Origin of the sequence: Methylobacterium sp. NPDC080182 (assembly GCF_050281105.1) — a bacterium.
GTDB lineage: Bacteria > Pseudomonadota > Alphaproteobacteria > Rhizobiales > Beijerinckiaceae > Methylobacterium.
This window is the reverse complement of sequence record NZ_JBNNWO010000002.1, coordinates 550811-568810: the sequence shown is the minus strand read 5'-3', so window position 1 is coordinate 568810 and position 18000 is coordinate 550811. Positions and strand designations below refer to the sequence as shown.

19 protein-coding genes are annotated in these 18000 nt (G+C 70.3%); 11 read left to right on the top strand and 8 right to left on the bottom strand.

Features of this window, described 5'->3' with window-relative positions:
- The first annotated feature begins 42 nt into the window (after window positions 1-42).
- Entirely contained in the window at window positions 43-972 is a 930-nt protein-coding gene (locus ACQKQD_RS05875) for a PfkB family carbohydrate kinase (protein WP_427507754.1), read from the top strand.
- A gap of 1 nt (window position 973) precedes the next feature.
- Here the strand turns inward: ACQKQD_RS05875 and ACQKQD_RS05870 are convergent, their stop codons facing one another.
- The gene (locus ACQKQD_RS05870; protein WP_427507753.1) at window positions 974-2134 is read right to left on the bottom strand and encodes a helix-turn-helix transcriptional regulator; all 1161 of its coding nucleotides are present in this window, start codon (window positions 2132-2134) and stop codon (window positions 974-976) included.
- Between the two features lie 260 nt (window positions 2135-2394).
- Between ACQKQD_RS05870 and ACQKQD_RS05865 the strand changes: the two genes are divergently transcribed.
- Entirely contained in the window at window positions 2395-2598 is a 204-nt protein-coding gene (locus ACQKQD_RS05865; protein ID WP_427507752.1) for a hypothetical protein, read from the top strand.
- A gap of 16 nt (window positions 2599-2614) precedes the next feature.
- Window positions 2615-3301, top strand: a complete 687-nt coding sequence (locus tag ACQKQD_RS05860; RefSeq protein WP_427507751.1) for a LysE family translocator — start codon at window positions 2615-2617, stop codon at window positions 3299-3301.
- A 154-nt stretch (window positions 3302-3455) separates the two neighbouring features.
- Here the strand turns inward: ACQKQD_RS05860 and ACQKQD_RS05855 are convergent, their stop codons facing one another.
- The 4 genes from ACQKQD_RS05855 to ACQKQD_RS05840 all read right to left on the bottom strand — a co-directional run bounded on the left by ACQKQD_RS05855 (window position 3456) and on the right by ACQKQD_RS05840 (window position 7282).
- Entirely contained in the window at window positions 3456-3584 is a 129-nt protein-coding gene (locus ACQKQD_RS05855) for a hypothetical protein (RefSeq protein ID WP_020091741.1), read from the bottom strand.
- Between the two features lie 108 nt (window positions 3585-3692).
- Entirely contained in the window at window positions 3693-3929 is a 237-nt protein-coding gene (locus tag ACQKQD_RS05850) for a DUF6894 family protein (protein ID WP_020091740.1), read from the bottom strand.
- 138 nt (window positions 3930-4067) lie between these two features.
- Window positions 4068-5423, bottom strand: coding sequence for a sigma-54-dependent transcriptional regulator (locus ACQKQD_RS05845; RefSeq protein ID WP_056521335.1), 1356 nt, complete (start codon window positions 5421-5423; stop codon window positions 4068-4070).
- Complete coding sequence (locus ACQKQD_RS05840; protein ID WP_427507750.1) at window positions 5420-7282, bottom strand: sensor histidine kinase; 1863 nt, start codon at window positions 7280-7282, stop codon at window positions 5420-5422. The genes ACQKQD_RS05845 and ACQKQD_RS05840 overlap by 4 nt, the downstream gene beginning before the upstream one ends.
- Window positions 7283-7577: 295 nt before the next feature.
- On the opposite strand from ACQKQD_RS05840, the gene ACQKQD_RS05835 reads away from it, so the two are divergent.
- Window positions 7578-8921 carry a dicarboxylate/amino acid:cation symporter gene (locus tag ACQKQD_RS05835; RefSeq protein WP_331327015.1) on the top strand — a complete coding sequence of 448 codons (1344 nt, stop codon included), beginning with the start codon at window positions 7578-7580 and terminating at the stop codon, window positions 8919-8921.
- 160 nt (window positions 8922-9081) lie between these two features.
- Here ACQKQD_RS05835 and ACQKQD_RS05830 read toward each other — a convergent pair whose 3' ends face one another.
- Entirely contained in the window at window positions 9082-10158 is a 1077-nt protein-coding gene (locus ACQKQD_RS05830) for an HD-GYP domain-containing protein (RefSeq protein WP_427507749.1), read from the bottom strand.
- Window positions 10159-10181: 23 nt separating this feature from the next.
- Window positions 10182-10733: a protein phosphatase CheZ gene (locus ACQKQD_RS05825; protein ID WP_427507748.1), complete on the bottom strand. Its 552-nt coding sequence runs from the start codon at window positions 10731-10733 to the stop codon at window positions 10182-10184.
- A 463-nt stretch (window positions 10734-11196) separates the two neighbouring features.
- Between ACQKQD_RS05825 and ACQKQD_RS05820 the strand changes: the two genes are divergently transcribed.
- Genes ACQKQD_RS05820 through ACQKQD_RS05810 form a run of 3 tightly spaced genes read left to right on the top strand, consistent with a single transcriptional unit; the run spans window position 11197 to window position 13759 of the window.
- A complete protein-coding gene (locus ACQKQD_RS05820) occupies window positions 11197-11790 on the top strand; it encodes a TadE/TadG family type IV pilus assembly protein (RefSeq protein ID WP_427507747.1) in 594 nt (197 codons plus the stop codon).
- Entirely contained in the window at window positions 11790-12428 is a 639-nt protein-coding gene (locus ACQKQD_RS05815) for a TadE/TadG family type IV pilus assembly protein (protein WP_427507746.1), read from the top strand. Before ACQKQD_RS05820 ends, ACQKQD_RS05815 begins: the two co-directional genes overlap by 1 nt.
- 17 nt (window positions 12429-12445) lie before the next feature.
- Entirely contained in the window at window positions 12446-13759 is a 1314-nt protein-coding gene (locus ACQKQD_RS05810; protein WP_427507745.1) for a TadE/TadG family type IV pilus assembly protein, read from the top strand.
- A 15-nt stretch (window positions 13760-13774) separates the two neighbouring features.
- On the opposite strand, the gene ACQKQD_RS05805 is transcribed toward ACQKQD_RS05810, so the two are convergent.
- Window positions 13775-14392, bottom strand: coding sequence for a helix-turn-helix domain-containing protein (locus tag ACQKQD_RS05805; RefSeq protein WP_100251083.1), 618 nt, complete (start codon window positions 14390-14392; stop codon window positions 13775-13777).
- Window positions 14393-14531: 139 nt separating this feature from the next.
- On the opposite strand from ACQKQD_RS05805, the gene ACQKQD_RS05800 reads away from it, so the two are divergent.
- Genes ACQKQD_RS05800 through ACQKQD_RS05785 form a run of 4 tightly spaced genes read left to right on the top strand, consistent with a single transcriptional unit; the run spans window position 14532 to window position 17990 of the window.
- Window positions 14532-15305, top strand: coding sequence for an ABC transporter substrate-binding protein (locus ACQKQD_RS05800; RefSeq protein ID WP_091978041.1), 774 nt, complete (start codon window positions 14532-14534; stop codon window positions 15303-15305).
- A 5-nt stretch (window positions 15306-15310) separates the two neighbouring features.
- Window positions 15311-15964, top strand: coding sequence for an amino acid ABC transporter permease (locus tag ACQKQD_RS05795; protein ID WP_012317380.1), 654 nt, complete (start codon window positions 15311-15313; stop codon window positions 15962-15964).
- Window positions 15961-16692: an amino acid ABC transporter ATP-binding protein gene (locus ACQKQD_RS05790; RefSeq protein WP_020091727.1), complete on the top strand. Its 732-nt coding sequence runs from the start codon at window positions 15961-15963 to the stop codon at window positions 16690-16692. The genes ACQKQD_RS05795 and ACQKQD_RS05790 overlap by 4 nt, the downstream gene beginning before the upstream one ends.
- An 8-nt stretch (window positions 16693-16700) precedes the next feature.
- Window positions 16701-17990 carry an NAD(P)/FAD-dependent oxidoreductase gene (locus ACQKQD_RS05785; RefSeq protein WP_427507744.1) on the top strand — a complete coding sequence of 430 codons (1290 nt, stop codon included), beginning with the start codon at window positions 16701-16703 and terminating at the stop codon, window positions 17988-17990.
- The last annotated feature ends 10 nt before the right edge of the window (window positions 17991-18000 follow it).

The window sequence follows — 18000 nt, the reverse complement described above, 5'->3', positions numbered from 1 at the left end:
CTCCGGTACAGCTATTCGCAGTGTACAGGTTCGGAGCGCTCCATGCGCCTGTTCGTCGTCGGAAGCTTCGTGATCGCCTGCTCGGTCAAGGTCGCGCGGCTGCCGCAGGCGGGCGAGTCCCTCGATGGCTTGGCCTTCCTCGCCGAGCCTGGCGGCAAGGGCTTCAACCTCGCGCTCGCCGCGCACCAGCTCGGCGTCGGGGTGGACGGACTCTTCGCCGTCGGCACGGACGTGTTCTCCCCTATGGTCCGCGCCACCTTCGCGCGGGTCGGATTCGCCGAGGACATGCTGGTGCCGCATGCCGGCTCGACGGGCGCCGGCGTCGCGTTCGTCGACGCGGCCGGCGAGAACTGTCTCGCGGTCTGCCTCGGGGCCAACCTCGCCCTCGGTGCGGAAGACGTCCGAGCCGTCGCCGCCCGCCTCGAGCGGGCGGACCTCGTGGCGGCGACGTTCGAATCGCCGGACGCCTCGATCCGAGCGGCGTTCGCGCTCGCTCGGCAGGCGGGCATCCCCACGCTGCTGAATCCCTCCCCGATGCGCCCCATCGACCCGGCGATCCTGGCCGATACCGCGATCCTCGTCGTCAACGCGGTCGAGGCCGCCGACCTCGGCCTCGGGACTCCCGACGCCATCGCGGACGTCACGGAAGCGACGCCGGGGATCGCCGCCCTGCTCTCCGGAGGCCTCGGACTGCTGATCGTGACCCTGGGAGAGCGCGGCGCGGTGGCGTTCCGCCCCGGACTGCCCCCCCTCCGCCAGCCGGCCTTCGCGGTCGCGGCGGTCGATACGGTCGGCGCGGGGGACGCGTTCACGGCCGGGCTGATCGCGGGCCTGCTCGCGGGAGAGCCCCTCGACGCGATCCTGCGGCAGGCCGCGGCCTGCGGTGCGCTCACGACCTGCCAGTTCGGGGCTTTCGAGGCCTTTCCGACCGCGCAGGTGCTGGCCGCCTTCCTCCGCGACGCCGATATGTGATTCACGCCGCGCCCAGGCGCTTCGTCGTCTGCCCGCTGAAGAGCGCGAGCGACGTGACGATGCTCAGCAAATCGGCCTGCCGCTTCGTTCCGGTCTTGTTGAAGATCGAGTTGAGCTGGGTGCGGACGGTGCTTGTCTGGACGCCGACGCTCTCGGCGTAGCTCTGCAGACGCAAGCCTCCGGCGAGCGCCTGGAGCAACCGCGCCTCCGCCGGGGTCAGGTCGAACAGCATGTTCAGCAGGCCGTCGTCCGGAACCGCCCGCGCGCCGACATGCACGAGAACGAGGAGCACCGCCGAGGCACCGAAGACGTCGCCGGGGCGCTGCTTCAGGCGCATGACGTGAGCGATCTGAGGACGGTGATCAGAGTAGCTGCGCACCGGCATCGTCTGCGCCGCGCGCCGGCCGCCAACGACGTTGCCGATCGCGTCCTGCAACAGCTTGCTGTTGATCAGGCTCTTGAAGAGCTGGCCGCCGTGCTGGCCGAGGGGCAGGACCTCCTCCCGCTCCTGCAGCCGGGCATTCATGGTCAGCACCCGACCCGAGGCCGACAGAACGGCGGCGGGGAGTCCGATCTGGCTGAGCGTCGCGGTCGTGACGCGGCCGCGCTCGCAGCTGAACTGGGCGCTGAGCTCGCAGGCGCGCACGAGGTGTGGCCGCAAGGCGTCCAGTCCGGGCAGGACGGAGGCCTCATGGGGGCCGGTTTGAGCCCGCCGTTCGGCGGTCACGATCGCGATGTCGCCTGTCGAAAGGGGAATCGTTGTGCCCACCTGCCAGAACGGCCTGTCGCCTTCGCGGGGCCAGCCTTCGTAGGAGGCCGGCACGAGGTCGACGTCGCGCGTGAAGCCCGCCTGGGCGTCGGTGCGCCACGGCGCCATCCGACCGCTGCTGCGCCCCGCGCCGGTCTGGTGACCGAGTCGCTGCTCCAGGGCCGGTGAGGCGATCCAGCGGGAGGTCCCGACGGGCGGGAGCACCGTGAGCACAGCGCCGTCCGAGTTCGCCATATCGCCGATGGACTGGAGGACGTCGGGCCAGAGTTCCGGCGTGCCCGCAGCCTCGTAGATCCGGTCGATAAGCGCTTCCCGCATTGGCACGTCCCGCGACGATTCTTCTGACCGCGGTAATACCAATATCAGTCCAAAACCGACATTTGCATCCTTCAAACAGAGGATGCCGTCCGGCAGGGACGGTGCGCCGAGGGCCGTTTCGACGGACTCACCGCCCCCCGGCCCCGGATACGCGGCGTCGACACGGCCGCCCGGAGCGCCGGCGCAGCTGTGTAAGTGCCTGGCGCCACGGTGCTTTGTCGCCCGACCGGGACGCCGGCGAGGAGCGCGGCGCGGCGCTGGCAGCGCCATCCGCCGAACAGAGGATGCCAGGGTTCCGGCCCTCCCTAGTGTGTCGACGCGAGGGAGGAACAGCCATGAAAACAGTCGTCGCCACCGCCGTGGTCGTCATGTTCTGCGTCGGCGCCCGCGCCGACGAGCTGAACGACATGCCGGACATCGCGTGTGCCCAAGCGTCGTCCGCCGTGGAGCGCGATCACATCGGGTGCCCGGGCACCGACAGGGCGGCCGCGGGGTCCCGGGCGGCCGCCTCGCCCCTCGACCGCGCGGAAGACGACTGACCGGATTCCCGGTGCCATGAGCGTCGTCGCCACGGCACTGCTCACCGGCGCGAGTCTCGGTCTGTCCATCGCCGCGCCGATCGGGCCGACGAGCTTGCTGTGCGTTCAGCGAACGCTGTCAGGCGGCCTGTCGACCGGCCTCGCCACCGGGCTCGGTGTCGCCACCGTGCACCTGACATACGGGGGTCTCGTCATGCGCTGGGGCGCGGAGCTCGCCGCGGTGTGGTCGAACGGCGCCGTTCTCTCCCTGATCTCGGGGGCGGTGCTTCTCGCCCTCGCGGTCCGGGTGCTTCGCAGCGTCTCGGTGCTGCAGGAGGGCCGCGCGTGCCGCGACACGCTGGCGGTGAGCTACGGCAGCGCGGTCGTGCTGGCCCTGACGAATCCGGTCACCCCCGTGCTGTTCCTGGCCGCGATGCCGGCCTTCCTCGAGCGCGGGACCGCACCGTTCCCGGTCCTGGCGGCCGGTGTCTTCGTCGGCTCGTTCGGCTGGTGGGTGGTGCTCAACACCGCGGTGTCCCTGTTCCGGCGCTGCGTGACCAGCCAAGTTCTGAATCGGATGAACAAGGCCGCGGGCCTTCTCCTCGCCCTCCTGGCGCTGAGCTTGCTCGTTCGGGGGCTCGACGGTGGCACGGCGGCCCGTTCGAGCAGCGCGGGCGTGAGCGGGGTGTCGGGCGCGGGCACCCGAGCGCCGAGCCGGCTCTGAGCCGCCGCGCAGCGCGGGACGCGTTCTCGCCCCGGCTCGCAGCGCGGTCGACAGCGTGGCCGCCCCCGGCCGTGCCGGTGGTGATACCGCGGACCGGATCCGGAGAGCCGCGCCCGTCAGGAGCGTCGGAGGCGTACGGTGGGCGCGGGCCGCGTCACTGCCTGCCAGGCACGGTGCCGTGGACGGCGTTGCGCCAAGCCTCCGCGCCGCCGGCTTGGTGCCAGAGCCACGCCGTTGCCGCCACCCAGGGGCCACCAATCAGGATGAAGGCGATCAGACCCATGTCGTCCCTCCTAGGCTAGGGAACGCCAGCCTACGCCAAATCGACGCGAACGCCAGGTGGACCTGTCCCGGCCGCGCGCGCGCCGGGGCCGCTCGGCGTCTCGGCACGTCAGCCGACGGGGCCGGCATCGAGCGACACGCGGAAGCGCATCCGCACCACGCCCGTGTCGTCGCGGACCGCCGCGATGTAATCCTGGCGCCCGGGCCGGTCGGAGAGCCCCTGCGCGATCCGCGTCATGATCTTCACGGCCTGCGACCGGGCGGCTTCGAGACCGGGCAGGTCGTAGCCGTCCTTGTCGCGGACGAGCTCGGTTCCGTCGTGCAGGTCGATGAAGAAGCGGGGCATGGGCGGCTCGGCGGGGGGATCCGTCCGCTACGCTAAGCAGTTTCCGCACCGGCCCGCGTACCCCTTTTCGGCAGGTCGCCGTCGCGGCGCTCCCGTGATCGCGCCGGCACCGTCGGTGGCTCGGGCCGGGCGACGGCCCTAGCGGTAGTCGCCCGGGGTCAGACCGTGCCGGGCCATCTTGTCGTAGAGGGTCTTGCGCGGCAGGCCGAGGGCTTCCGCGGCGGCGCGGACATCGCCGCCGGCCATGATCAGCTCGTCGCGGATCAGCTGCCGCTCGAAGCGATCGACCTGGTCGGTGAGGCTGGCGGCGGCCCTCTCGGCCGCGGGCTGCGCCGCCGCCGCGAGGCCCAGCGCGCAGCGCTCGGCGAAATGGCCGAGCTCGCGGACGTTGCCGGGCCAGGCGTGGCGGCGCAGGTGCTCGCGGATCGCCGGCGTGACGGGCGGCACCGGGCGCCCGAACTTCTCCGCGGCCCGGCGCAGGAAGTGCTGGAACAGCAGCAGCACGTCCTCCCCGCGATCGCGCAGGGGCGGGATCGCGATCGTGATGACGTTGAGCCGGTGATAGAGGTCGTCGCGGAAGGTGCCCTGCGCGGCCGCCTGCCCGAGATCGACCTTCGTGGCGGCGACCACGCGCATGTCGACCGGGCGCACCTCGTTGGTGCCGAGCGGTTCCACGGTGCGCTCCTGGAGCACGCGGAGGAGCTTGACCTGCAGCGGCAGCGGCATGCTCTCGATCTCGTCGAGGAAGAGCGTGCCGCCCTGCGCGTGCTCGATGCGGCCGACCCGGCGCTTGAGGGCCCCGGTGAAGGCGCCGGCCTCGTGCCCGAACAGCTCGCTCTCGACGACGCTGTCGGGCAGCGCCCCGCAATTCATGGCCACGAGGTTTCGCTCCGCGCGGCGGCTCCACCGGTGCAGGGCGCCGGCCACGACCTCCTTGCCGGACCCGGTCTCGCCGAAAACCAGCACGTCGACGTCGGCCTGCGCCACCTCGCGCACCAGGGCGCGCAGGCCTACGATCTCCGGGGAGGTCCCGAGGAAAGCCGGATCCTCCTCGATCGCCGCGTCGAGCCGGGCCCGCAGCGCCCGGTTCTCGATCACGAGCCGCCGCCGCTCCAGCGCCCGGCGCACGGACACGACGAGCGCCTCGGCGGGATAGGGCTTGGCCAGGAAGTCGTAGGCCCCGTCCTGCATGGCGGCCACCGCCATGCGGATGTCCCCGTGGCCGGTGATCAGGATGACCGGCAGGTCGGGGTCGACCCGGCGCAGCCGCGTCAGGAGGGCGACGCCGTCGAGCCCCGGCAGCCGCACGTCGGTGACGACCACGCCGGGCGGCGCGGCCAGGATCGCCGCGAGCGCCGGCTCGGCGGCCGCGAAGGCCTCGACGGCGAAACCCTCGAGCTCCAGGCTCTGGCCGTTGGCCCGGCGCACGTCGGCCTCGTCGTCGATGAAGACGACGCGCTCGGTCCCCGCCTGCGCGTCCGCCGGTCCGCTCACGGTGTCGCTCCCACGGGCTTGCCCACGTTCGGGACCGCGTCCGCCGCCCGGATCATCTCCATCCGGAAGACCGTCCCGGCGCCGTCGTCGCCGGCCAGGATCAGGTTCCCGCCGCAATCCTCCACGATCCCGCGGGATATGGCGAGGCCCAGGCCGAGGCCGTCCGCCTTGGTCGTGAAGAAGGCGTCGAAGATCTGGCCGCGCACCTCCGCGGGGATCCCGGGCCCGGTATCGGCCACCTCGATCGCGACGCGCTCGTCCCCCTCGACGAGGTGCAGGCTGACGCGGGCCTCTTCGCGACCCGTCACGGCGTCGACGGCGTTCTGCAGCAGGTTGACCAGGACCTGCTCCAGCCGCGGGCCGTCCCCGAGGACGCGCAGATCCGGGGCGGGCCGGTCCGCCTCCAGCGGGACGTGCAGCGCGGCGGCGCGCGCCGCCACGAGCTCCAGCGCGTTCGCCACCACCTCACGCAGGGAAACCGGTTCCCGCCGCGGCGAGGCGCGGCGGGCGAAGCCCTTGAGTTGCCGGGTGAGGCCGGCGATGCGGTCGGTGAGCCGCCCGATGGCGGCGGCATTCTCGGCCGCGTCCTCGCCCCGCCCGCGGCGGATCAGGATCGCGGCATTGTCCGCGTAGGAGCGGATCGCCGCCAGCGGCTGGTTGATCTCGTGGGCCATGCTGGCCGCGAACTGGCCCAGCGCCGCGAGCCGGCCGGCCTGCGCCAGTTCGCGGCCGAGGCGCTCGCGCTCGGCCTCGGCGCGCTGCCGCTCCGCGATCTCGGCGCGCAGCTGGGCATTGGTCTCCCGCAGCGCCCGCGTCCGCGCCTCGACGCTCGATTCCAGCTCCGCCCGGCGCGCCGCGGCCTCGGCGAGCCGCGCCCGGGTCCGGCGGCCGCGATCGGTGAGCGCGAAGATCCCGTACCCGGCGAATGCCGTGACGAGGGCCGCGATGATCCAGGCCTGCAGGCGTTCCCGCTCGACGGCGGTGCCGAGCGGCGTCAGCGTCCGCAGCTGCCAGTCCGTGCCCGGTACGGGCGCCTGCGACAGGATCGCGCTCCAGGCCGGCAGCGACCCGCGCCCGACCCGCACCACGTCCGGCTCGCCCGCGACCGGATGGAGCGGCAGGCGCTCCAGGCGGGCGTCGCCGAATTCCTGTCCCGCCTCGATCCGGGCGCGCTCGGCCGCGTCGACGGCGTTGAGCGTGTCGAAGCGCCAGCCCGGCTCGCTGGTGACGAGGACGATGCCACGGGCGTCGGTGACGAAGGTGACCTCGCGGGTGGCCCGCCACGCCGACTCGACGGCGTCGAACTCGACCTTCACCACGACGACCCCGCTCCCGGCCCCGATCCGGCGCGCGAGGTACAGGCCCGGCCGTCCGCTGACGGTGCCGAGGGCGAACTGGGAGCCGGCCCCGCCGGCCAGGGCCTGCTTGAAATACGGGCGGAACCCGTAGTCCCGGCCGACGAAGCTGCGATCCTCGCCCGCGTTGCTCGCCGCGACCGTGAGTCCGTCGGCACGGATGATGTAGATGACCGCCGAACCCGTGGCGGCGGCGACCTGGGCGAGCCGCCGGTCGACACGGTCGAGGAGGTCGCGCCCGGGATCGGGACCGACCGCGGCGGCGACCTCGGGGTCGGCCGCGAGCGCCAGCGGCAGGGACGCCTGCTTCTGCATCTCCGCGAGCAGGACGCCGACCTGAAGGCCGATCGCCGAACGGGCGCCGCGCCGCAGGTCCGAGAGGGCCCAGCGCTCCGCGGCGCGCCCGGCGAGCCACGCCGTCACGAGGATCGCGCAGAGCCCGACCACGACGGCGACACCCCGGCGCGAAGGCGGGCGGTGACCGGAGGGCGGGTGCCCGCTCACCGGCGGCGGGCCAGTGCGGAGATCCGGACCGTTCCGGCCGGCGGCGTGCGGGAATCCGCAAGACCGCCCGCGGCCCTGCCGGGAGCCTGCTTGAAAAAAGCTATCTCCAGCAGGTGGTTAAAGAAATGTAGCGGCCGTCGGTCAATTGGCATGCCGGTTGCCATTCTTGTCACGAAACGCAGCCATGTCGTCAGAGAACGGCTGCGCGCCGGAAGGCCAACAGCAAGCGCGGACACCGCCGGGACACCCCGACGCGAGCCGCCCCGCCCGAAACCCGAGACAGGGAGAACGCCCGATGGCTGCCGTACCGTCACCACTCACCGCCCCGCATCCGCCCGCCAAATCGAAGCCGCTGTACCGGACCCTGTACTTTCAGGTCCTGGTCGCCGTCGCGATCGGCATCCTGCTCGGCCATTTCTACCCGCAGCTCGGCGCCGAGTTGAAGCCGCTGGGCGACGCCTTCATCAAGCTCGTCAAGATGATCATCGCGCCGGTGATCTTCCTGACCGTCGTCTCCGGCATCGCCGGGATGACCAACCTCGAGAAGGTCGGTCGGGTCGGCGGCAAGGCGCTGATCTACTTCCTGACGTTCTCGACGCTGGCGCTGATCGTCGGCCTCGTCGTCGCCAACGTGCTCCAGCCGGGCAACGGCCTGCACATCGATCCGAAGTCGCTCGATCCGAAGGCGGTCGCCACCTACGCCGGCAAGGCGAAGGAGCAGAGCATCGTCGACTTCCTGATGAACATCATTCCCACGACGGCGGTCGGCGCCTTCGCGGGCGGTGAGATCCTGCAGGTGCTGTTCTTCTCGGTGCTGTTCGGCTTCGGTCTCGCCTTCCTGGGCGACCGCGGCAAGCCGGTGCTCGACATCATCAAGGTCCTGTCCGAGGCGATCTTCGGCGTCGTCAACATCATCATGAAGGTCGCCCCGATCGGCGCCTTCGGCGCGATGGCGTTCACGATCGGCAAGTACGGGATCAGCTCGCTGGCCAACCTCGCCTACCTCGTCGGCGCCTTCTACCTGACGTCGGCGATCTTCGTGCTGGTCGTGCTCGGGGCGGTCGCCCGCTACAACGGCTTCTCGATCATCAAGCTCATCCGTTACATCAAGGAAGAGCTGCTCCTCGTGCTCGGCACGTCGTCCTCCGAGTCGGCACTGCCCTCGCTGCTGGAGAAGATGGAGCGGGCCGGCTGCTCGAAGCCGGTCGTCGGCCTCGTGGTGCCCACGGGCTACTCGTTCAACCTCGACGGCACCAACATCTACATGACCATGGCGGCGCTGTTCATCGCGCAGGCGACCGACACGCCGCTGAGCTACGGTGAGCAGGCGCTGCTGCTGCTCGTCGCCATGCTGTCGTCCAAGGGTGCCGCCGGCGTCACCGGCTCGGGCTTCATCACCCTGGCGGCGACGCTCGCCGTGGTGCCCTCCGTGCCGGTGGTCGGCATGGCGCTGATCCTCGGCGTCGACCGCTTCATGTCGGAGTGCCGCGCGCTGACCAACTTCATCGGCAACGCGGTGGCCTGCATCGTGGTGGCGCGCTGGGAGAACGAGGTCGACGAGGCCAAGCTCGCCGCGGCCCTGTCCGGCCAGACCATGGCGCCGCTTCCCCCCGCGCCGGCTCTCCAGCCGGCCGAGTGAGCCCGCGGCGTCGCGGGCCGCGCACGGCGCAGCGCGCGACGCCGTGACGGTGGAAAACGCACGCCGCGCCGCGGATCCCTCCGCGGCGCGGCGCTCGCATGCCGAAGGAACGCGGCCGAAGGAACGCGACGGAGCCGCGGCCCGACGCCGCCGAACGCTGTCAGGCCGCGTCGAGGGTGTGGGGCGCGAAGGCGGCGACGACCGGCCGGAACGCGCCGACGATCGCCGGGTCGAGCCGCCCCGCCATGCCCTCCAGGATCGCGTAGGCCGCCTCGCTCGCCATGGGCCGCTTGTAGGGCCGCTGCTCGATCAGGGCCGCGTGGATGTCGCAGACGGTGACGAGGCGGACGAGGTCGGGGATCTCCTCCCCCTTGAGCCGGTCCGGATAGCCCGACCCGTCGAGCATCTCGTGGTGCGACCGGACGACGTGCAGCATCTGCTGCTCGAAGCCCTGATCGACGAGCATGCTGTAGCCCTTCTCCGGATGCAGCCGCATGACGGCCAGCTCGGCATCGTCGAGCCGGCCCGGCTTGTTGAGGATCGCGGCCGGGATGTGGATCTTGCCGACGTCGTGCAGCAGGGCCGCCTTGGTCAGGCGGTGGCGCTCCTGCTCGCCGAGGCCGAGGCTCGCCGCGAAGGCCGCCGCCAGACCGGCGACCAGCAGGCAGTGCTGGTGCGTGGCGTCGTCGAACTGGCGGACCGCCCGGACCCAGTCGCGGATCCCGGTGTCCCGGATCGCGAGGTCGATGGCCTGGGTTCCGTTGTCGATGACGCCAGGCGTGATCGGCTGGTCGGGCACGAACACCGAGGCATAGAATCCGCGCACCGCCGCGGCCGTCCGCACGGCGCAGGCCGGCAGGGGCTCGTCCGCGAAGGTCGCGAGGCGCGCGGTCGCGCGCGGCGCCCCCAGCGTCTCCCGCAGGCGATCCGTGTCGAACGGCGCGCACAGCGTGTGGGTCGCGCCGAGGGCGACACCGAGCAGCCGGGTTCGTGGGCTGTCGGTGTGGAGCAGGACGGTCAGCGGAGTGCCGTGCCGGACCTCCGCGAGACGGCGGCGGAGACGCTCGACGGAGCTCGCGCCCAGATCGTGCACGTCGGTGACGATCGCGGTCGCGCCGCCGAGGGGCAATTCCGCGGCGCGCAGATCGTGGAGCTCACAGGACAGGCCATCGGACAGGTCCTGGGCCAGGCCCTGGCTGCGTGCGGGATCGTCCGTGATGAGGAGTATCCGGCCCATCGGCACGCCTTCCGGACCGCGCCTTACGGGAACATCGCGTCGACCGTGTCCTGCGATACCGAGGCGTCGCCGGGCAGGACGGGGCCGTTGAGCAGGGCCGCCTCCTCGCTGCGCGTGTCGGCCGTCGGATTCGGCCGCGACGGCCCGTCGCCGGGACCGGACCAGACGCGCAGCATCTCGCCGATCCGCTCCTCGACGAGGACGATCGTGCGCACGACCTTCGAGATCCGCTGGCCGGTGAGGTCCTGGAAATTGCAGGATTCGAAGATCGTCTGCATCTCGATCTGGATGGCTTGGGCGTCGGCCCGGTTGGCGTCCTCGCCCGACCGTCTGACGATGCCGCGCGCGAGCGTATCCACCTTCTCCGAAGCCGTCAGGATCGCGTTGGTGGCGTCCTCGGTGCCCTGCACCACGGCGAGGAGCTCGTCCCGCGCGCGGCTCGTCTCCTGTTCCTGCCGGAGGTCGGCGATCTCCTGGCGCGTGCGCGCGATCGCGTCGGAGATCGACAGGAGCTGGGTCCGGAGGAGCCCAACACCCTCTTCGATGGAGGCAACGTCCGGCAGAGCGCGGGCCATGATCGGGGATCGCCATGCGGTTTATATTGGCCGGTGAAACTATCGGCGACCTCTTAAGCCGCGCTTAATGGCACTTATCTCGACGCGATTCTGTGCCGCTCCGTCCGATCGTGACTGTGCAATGTCCTATTTCCACGTCATCCACACGTCAAAGCACGCCGAACGTGCGCCGAACCCGGGCCTCGTCTTGTCGACCGCTTCGCGCGACGTCGACGCGACGATCTCCGCCTGGCCGAAGAGTGCGATCTCGCCGCGTTACCGATGAGGGCTGGAACAGCGGCGCTCTCAACTGTTGGTTGATGCTAACGAACTATTCCGGCGCCCGCTCGGTAGCACATGTGCGTGAACGGCTCGACTTTGAGCAGTGATGCGCGGAGAAAAGTAAGCTTTTGATGCTCTCTCGAGTTCGGTGGTTCCGATTTCGAGTTGGGATGTGAGCAGGGCAATCCGAGCGGCGTCGCGCTTGCTCGACCTCCGGGAACGGGCCGCGCGCTTCGCGCGAGCGCGCGGGGGCGCGACGGCCGTGGAGTTCGCCCTGGTGGCCCTGCCGTTCTTCGCGCTGGTCGGGGCCTGCCTCGAGAACGGGATCGTGTTCTGGGAGCAGGAGATCCTCCAGCAGGCGGTGTCCGACGCCAGCCGGCAGATCTACACGGGCACGTTCCAGACGACGAACGCCGGCACAACCGACCCCGCGACGCTGATGAGCCGCTTCCGGACGGCAATCTGCACGCAGCCGAACGGCACGCCCCGGATCACGATCTTCACCTGCGCCAACGTCCGGGTCAGCGTGATGAAGGTGGCCGATTACGGGTCCGCCACCCCGGTCTCGCCGGTCGCGACCAACGCCAGCGGTGCGAGCGACTGGAACCCGAACTTCGCCAGCTACGCCTGCGCCGGAAACTCGGCCATCGTGATCGTGCAGGCCGCGGTGGACATCCCGGTCTTCTTCCCGCTGCTCGGTGCCGCCGTGCCCAACCTGCCGAACAAGCGGCGGGTGCTGCAGGCCGCGACGGTGTTCAAGGTGGAGCCCTACACCGCACCGTCGGGGTGCTCGTGATGGGCGGCCTGCCGATCGGCCTGAGCCGCTTCCGCCGCGATGAGCGCGGGATCGCCGCCGTCGAGTTCGCGCTCGTCCTGCCCCTGCTGATCGTCCTGTATTTCGGGACCGCCGAGCTGACGCGCGTCGTCGACGCGACCCGGAAACTCACCCTGTTCGCGCGCACGCTGGGCGATCTGTCCGGACGGGTGGACAACGCTCTGGCGACCCAGAACGGGATGGCTCTGGCGACGCAGGACGGGATGACGAAGATCACCAGCGCGGCGGCCGCGATCCTGCGCCCGCTGGACGCGTCCGGCCTGCAGATCGTGGTCAACGCGATGGGCGTGGAAACGGTCAACGGGTCGCTCAAGGGCTTCGTCTGCTCCAGCTGGCCGCAGAACGCCACGAAGCGCCCGGCCAACCAGGCCAACGGGAGCAACGGACTCCCCGCGACGCCGGCCGCCTATCAGTTCGACGGGGCCCGCTACATCCTGGCGGAAGTCACGATGCCCTACACCCCGATCATCGGGAGTGCCCTGTACCGCTGGATCTTCGGCGGCCGCGGATTGACCTTCACGCGGCAGATCCCGTGGTCCGAGCGCACCCCCAGCGAGATCGTCATGCCGGGCGGCACCGCCTGCCCGGTCTACAACTAGTGTTTGAGGGAAGGCCCGTGTCGGTGTTCCGCATCCGGTTGAACCGCGCTCTCAGGCTGGCCGTCGCGGCGTTTTCGCGGGCGCGCTCCGGTCAGGTCGCGCTGACGTTCGCGCTCGTCACGCTGCCGGTCATGTTCGCCACGGCGGCGGCGATCGATTACGGGCGCCGCAACGCCGCGAAGACCCAGCTCGACACCGCCCTCGACGGCGCCGTGCTCGCGGTGATGTCGCAGAAGACCAACACGATCCCGGCGACGACCTTGCAGAACATGGAGACGCAGTTCCGCGCCGAGGCCGCCAAGGTTCCGGGCGTCACGGTGACCTCGTTCGCCCCCGGCGCGCCGGTGAACAGCGCGAAGACGCTGAGCCTCACCGCCACCTACACGGCGACGGTCAAGACCAGCCTGGCATCGATGATGCAGATCCCGGCTATGCCCATCAGCGGCACGTCCTCGGCGACCCGCAACACCTCGCAGTACATCAACTACTACCTGCTGCTCGACAACTCGCCGTCGATGGGGCTCGCGGCGACCGATGCCGACGTGAGCAACATGAAGCGCGCGACCAACGGGTGCGCGTTCGCCTGCCACCAGCACACCTTCGACAACAAGGGCAACATCATCGGCGACGATCAGAACGACTTCTACCATGTGGCGTCGCGGAACAACATCAAGCTCCGCATCCAGGTTCTGAGGGACGCGGTCTCGGCGCTCGTCGATCAGGCGAATGTCAGCATGTTGCTGCCGCAACAGTTCCAGATGGAGATGTGGACCTTCAACGATTCGGTGACGCAGACGCGGCTGCAGGCGATGACGCCGACCTTGAACAATATCAAGACCGCGACCCCGAATATCGATATCGCCTACGCCTACTACAATCAGTCCGACAATCAGACCGATTTCGAGCGCGCCATCGCGAAGATGAACGCGACGATCCCGGCCAGCGGCGACGGGCTGACGCCGGACAAGCCGATCCGGTTCCTGTTCATGGTCACCGACGGCGTCGAGGACACCGGCGGCAGCGTCACCAACCAGAGCGCGGGTTTCCAGATCCAGAGCAACCGCTTCATCGGGCCGCTGAGTCCCTCGACCTGCACGAATCTCAAGAACAAGAACGTCAAGATCGGCATCATCTACACGCAGTACCTGCCGATCTACGATAACGATTTCTACAACAGCTACGTGAGGCCGTACGAGTCGAAGATCGGGCCGGCCCTGCAGGCCTGCGCGTCCGACGGCATGTATTTTCCGGTGACCACGAACGGCGACATCACCGCCGCCATGCTGAAGCTTTTCAGCACCACGCTCGCGAGCGTGCGCCTGAGCAACTGACGCGCCGCGCCCCGCTCACGTCGTCGCCGATGATCCGAGGACGTTGACCCACAGGACGGTGGTCTGGCTGCGCGGGTCGGGATTGCTGAAGCGGTGCGGCCGCCGGCTCTCGAAGCGGAAGCTGTCGCCCTCCGCGAGCTGGAGCGTCCGCGCCTCGACGATCAGGGTGAGGCGCCCCGCGAGGACGAGGCCGGCTTCCTCGCCGTCGTGGCTGAAGGGCTCGTCGCCGGTGCTCGCGCCGGGCTTCAGCACCATGTGGAACAGGCTCATCCCCTGCGTGCCCCCTGGCGGGGTCAGGAGCTGCTTGGTGATGCCGGCCCGCCAGAGCTGAAGTTCCGGCCGGTCCTTCCGGAACACGACGATGGGATCTGGGTCGGGCGCGTCCGGCCCCGCTTCGAACAGGCCGCCGATCCCGATCTGCAGCGTGTCGGCGAGCAGCGCCAGGACCCGCAGGGACGGCGACGACAGGCCCCGCTCGACCTGGCTGATGAAGCCGATCGACAGGCCCGTGCTGGACGCCACCGCCTCCAGCGAGAGTCCGCGCGCGCGACGCAGGCCGCGCAGGCGCTGACCCACAGCCCGGTCGACCGGTTCCGGACCCGTTGCCTCGCCTCGGGGGATGCTCACCGTCACGCCAGCCTGCCTCTCGTGTGCTTCTTCATGCACGTGAAAGTCGCTTGCGTCGATACCGAAAACGTGCGGTATTCTTCACGAGAATGAAATCGGGCCCGGCTTCCGCCGCGTGACCCGGGCACTGCACGGGAGCGGCACCATGAGAAGACGGTTGGCCAAGCTGTGTCTGTCGTCGGCGCTGCTCCTCGGCGTCCTCGGCGCTCCTGTCGGCGCGCAGGCCCTGAAAGTGGGATCGACGCCCACCGGCCTGCCCTTCACCTTCCTCGATACCAAGACGAACAGCATTCAAGGCGTGATGGTCGACCTCGTCAACGCGGTCAGCAAGGAGGCGGGTTTCACGGTCGCGGTCGAGCCGCTGCAATTCTCGACGCTGATCCCGGCGCTCACCGCCTCGAAGATCGATATCATCGCGGCGGCGATGTTCATCACGCCGCAGCGCAAGGAGGTCGTGTCGTTCTCGGCGCCCGTCTACAGCTACGGCGAGGGGCTGATCGTCCCGAAGACCGACACGAAGGACTACACGTCCTTCGCCGACCTGAAGGGCGAGACGGTGGGCGCCCAGGTCGGCACCGCCTTCGTCGAGCCGCTGAAGAAGTCGGGCCTCTTCAACGAGGTGAAGATCTACGACGCGATCCCCGACATCATCCGGGACGTCAATTCCGGGCGGCTGAAGGCCGGCTTCGCCGACGCGCCGATCCTCGCCTACTACGTCAAGCAGGGCCTGTTTCCCGGCGTCCGCCTCGTCGAGACCTTCAAGCCGACCGTCGTCGCCTCGGTCGGCCTCAGCGTCCGCAAGACCGACACAGAGCTCCTCGCCAAGATCGACAAGGCGCTCGCCAAGCTGAAAGCCGACGGGACGCTCCAGGCGATCCTGACCAAGTGGGGTCTGCCGCCATCGGCCGACCGGTCCTGACCTTCATGCGCGAGTTCCTCGCCGACGCCCAGGACTACCTGCCGATCCTGCTGCAGGGCGTGCAGCTCACGATCCTGATCACGATCGCGTCCCTGGTGGTCTCGACGCTGCTCGGGCTGGTCTGGGCGGTGATGCGGGTCTCCGGCATCGCGATCCTGTCGGGCTTCAGCGCGGTGATGATCAACATCCTGCGCGGCATCCCGATCATCGTGCAGCTGTTCTACATCTACTTCGTGATGCCCGATTTCGGCCTGTCGCTCACCGCGGTCCAGGCGGCGATCATCGGGCTCGGCATCGCCTACTCGGCCTATCAGGCCGAGAACTTCCGCGCCGGCATCGAGGCGGTGGATCGCGGCCAGGTCGAGGCGGCGCTGTCGATCGGCATGGGCTGGGGCATGACCATGCGGCGGGTGATCCTGCCGCAGGCGATCCGGATCGCGCTGCCGCCCTACGGCAACATCATGATCATGATGCTCAAGGACTCGTCGCAGGCCTCGACCATCACGGTCGCCGAATTGGCGCTCCAGGGAAAGCTGATCGCCTCGTCGACCTTCAAGAACACCAGCGTCTACACGCTGGTGGCGCTGATGTACCTCGCGCTGAGCCTGCCGCTGATCCTGCTGGTCCGCCACTTCGAGGCGAAGGGACGGCATCGATGATCGTGCTGGAGGACGTCCGCAAGCATTACGGCGCGCTGGAGGTGATCAAGGGCGTCTCGGCCGAGGTCACCAAAGGCGAGGTCGTCTGCATCATCGGGCCCTCGGGATCCGGCAAGTCGACCCTCCTGCGCTGCATCAACGGGCTCGAGGCCTACGACGGCGGCGAGATCCGCGTCGACGGGCAGCGGGTCGATCGGGACAAGCGCGGCATCAAGGCGATCCGCACGCGGGTCTCCATGGTCTTCCAGCGCTTCAACCTGTTCGCCAACCGGACGGCGCTCGAGAACGTCGTCGAGGGGCCGATCCACGTGAAGGGCGAGCCCCGGGGCGAGGCCGAGGAGCGGGCGCGCGCCCTGCTCGCCCGGGTCGGGCTCTCGGGCAAGGAGCACGCCCGGCCGAACGAGCTCTCCGGCGGGCAGCAGCAGCGCGTGGCGATCGCCCGGGCGCTCGCCATGCGGCCGGAGGCGATCCTGTTCGACGAGCCGACCTCGGCCCTCGATCCCGAGCTCGTCGGCGACGTGCTGAAGGTCATGCGCGCCCTCGCCGACGAGGGTATGACGATGCTCGTGGTCACCCACGAGATCGGCTTCGCCCGCGAGGTCGCCGACCGGGTCCTCTTCCTCGACGGCGGCCGACTCGTCGAGCAGGGGCCGGCCGCCGAGGTCCTCAACCGGCCGCAGAATCCGCGTACCCGGGACTTCCTGCAGCGCGTGCTGCACCCGCTCTAGGACACGCCGTGGCCGAATCGTTCCCGCTCGCACCCTCGCTCTGGGCCACGACGGCGGCGCCCGCGCCGGACACGCCGCCGCTGGCCCGATCCGGCCTGGCCGAGGTGGTGATCGTCGGCGGCGGGTTCTGCGGCCTGTCCACCGCCCTGCATCTCGCCGAGCGCGGCATCCGACCCGTCGTGCTCGAAGCGCAGGAGGTCGGCTACGGCGGGTCCGGTCGCAACGGCGGCCAGGTCATCCCGGGCCTGAAATACGATCCCGCCGACCTCGTGGCGCGGTTCGGTCGGGAGCGCGGCGAGCGACTCGCGCGCTTCGCCGGCGGGACCGCCGACGTCGTGTTCGACCTCATCGCCCGGCACGGGATGGACGTGCCGCATTCCCGCGCCGGCTGGATCCAGGGCGCCCACACCGAGGCCGGGCTCGCCGAGGTCGCCAAGCGGGCGGCCCAGTGGGCGGATCTCGGTGCGCCCACCCGCGTCCTCGACAGGGCCGAGACCGAGCAGCTGCTGGGGACCGACCGCTATCTCGGCGGCTGGCTCGACGGCCGCGGCGGGGCGATCCAGCCCCTGAGTTACGCCCGGGGCCTCGCCCGGGCCGCCCAGAAGGCCGGCGCCACGATCCACGGCGGATCCCCGGTCACCGGCCTCGAACGGACCGGATCGGGCTGGACCGTCACCACGGCCCAGGGAGAGCGGGTGACGACCGGCCGGGTCGTGCTGTGCACCAACGGCTACACGGGCGGCCTGTGGCCGAACCTCGCGCGGACGGTGATCGCGGCGAACTCGTTCCAGGTCGCCACGGTGCCGCTGACCGACAACCTGCGGCGCTCGATCCTGCCCGAAGGCCACGTCTCCTCGGACACGCGCAAGCTCCTGCTCTACTTCCGCCTCGACCATACCGGACGCCTGCTGATGGGCGGCCGCGGTCCGTTCCGGGAGCCGCGCGATCCCGCCGACTGGGCCCATCTCGAGCGGATCGTCGGCAAGCTCTTCCCCCAGCTCGACGGGATCGCCTTCGACCATCGCTGGTGCGGCCGCGTCGCGATCACCCGGGACTACCTGCCCCATCTCCACGAGCCGGCGCCCGGGCTCCTCATCGATATCGGCTGCCAGGGCCGGGGCGTCGGCCTCCAGTTGGCGATGGGCCGGGCGATGGCCGCCTACATCGCGACCGGAGATGCCGGCAACCTGCCCCTGCCGCTGACGCCGATCGAGCCGCTGCCGCTCCACGGGCTGAACCGGCTGTACGTCTCGGCGATCATCGCGTGGTACCGCCTGCGCGACGGCGGCATCCGCTGATCCTACCGGC

Coding starts and splice junctions, on each gene's coding strand:
- ACQKQD_RS05855 (WP_020091741.1), bottom strand. CDS start 3,584: ATGGGTCTGATCGCCTTCATCCTGATTGGTGGCCCCTGGGTGGCGGCA.
- ACQKQD_RS05825 (WP_427507748.1), bottom strand. CDS start 10,733: ATGGCCCGCGCTCTGCCGGACGTTGCCTCCATCGAAGAGGGTGTTGGG.
- ACQKQD_RS05795 (WP_012317380.1), top strand. CDS start 15,311: ATGCGCGAGTTCCTCGCCGACGCCCAGGACTACCTGCCGATCCTGCTG.
- ACQKQD_RS05865 (WP_427507752.1), top strand. CDS start 2,395: ATGAAAACAGTCGTCGCCACCGCCGTGGTCGTCATGTTCTGCGTCGGC.
- ACQKQD_RS05860 (WP_427507751.1), top strand. CDS start 2,615: ATGAGCGTCGTCGCCACGGCACTGCTCACCGGCGCGAGTCTCGGTCTG.
- ACQKQD_RS05800 (WP_091978041.1), top strand. CDS start 14,532: ATGAGAAGACGGTTGGCCAAGCTGTGTCTGTCGTCGGCGCTGCTCCTC.
- ACQKQD_RS05850 (WP_020091740.1), bottom strand. CDS start 3,929: ATGCCCCGCTTCTTCATCGACCTGCACGACGGAACCGAGCTCGTCCGC.
- ACQKQD_RS05830 (WP_427507749.1), bottom strand. CDS start 10,158: ATGGGCCGGATACTCCTCATCACGGACGATCCCGCACGCAGCCAGGGC.
- ACQKQD_RS05790 (WP_020091727.1), top strand. CDS start 15,961: ATGATCGTGCTGGAGGACGTCCGCAAGCATTACGGCGCGCTGGAGGTG.
- ACQKQD_RS05875 (WP_427507754.1), top strand. CDS start 43: ATGCGCCTGTTCGTCGTCGGAAGCTTCGTGATCGCCTGCTCGGTCAAG.
- ACQKQD_RS05815 (WP_427507746.1), top strand. CDS start 11,790: ATGGGCGGCCTGCCGATCGGCCTGAGCCGCTTCCGCCGCGATGAGCGC.
- ACQKQD_RS05835 (WP_331327015.1), top strand. CDS start 7,578: ATGGCTGCCGTACCGTCACCACTCACCGCCCCGCATCCGCCCGCCAAA.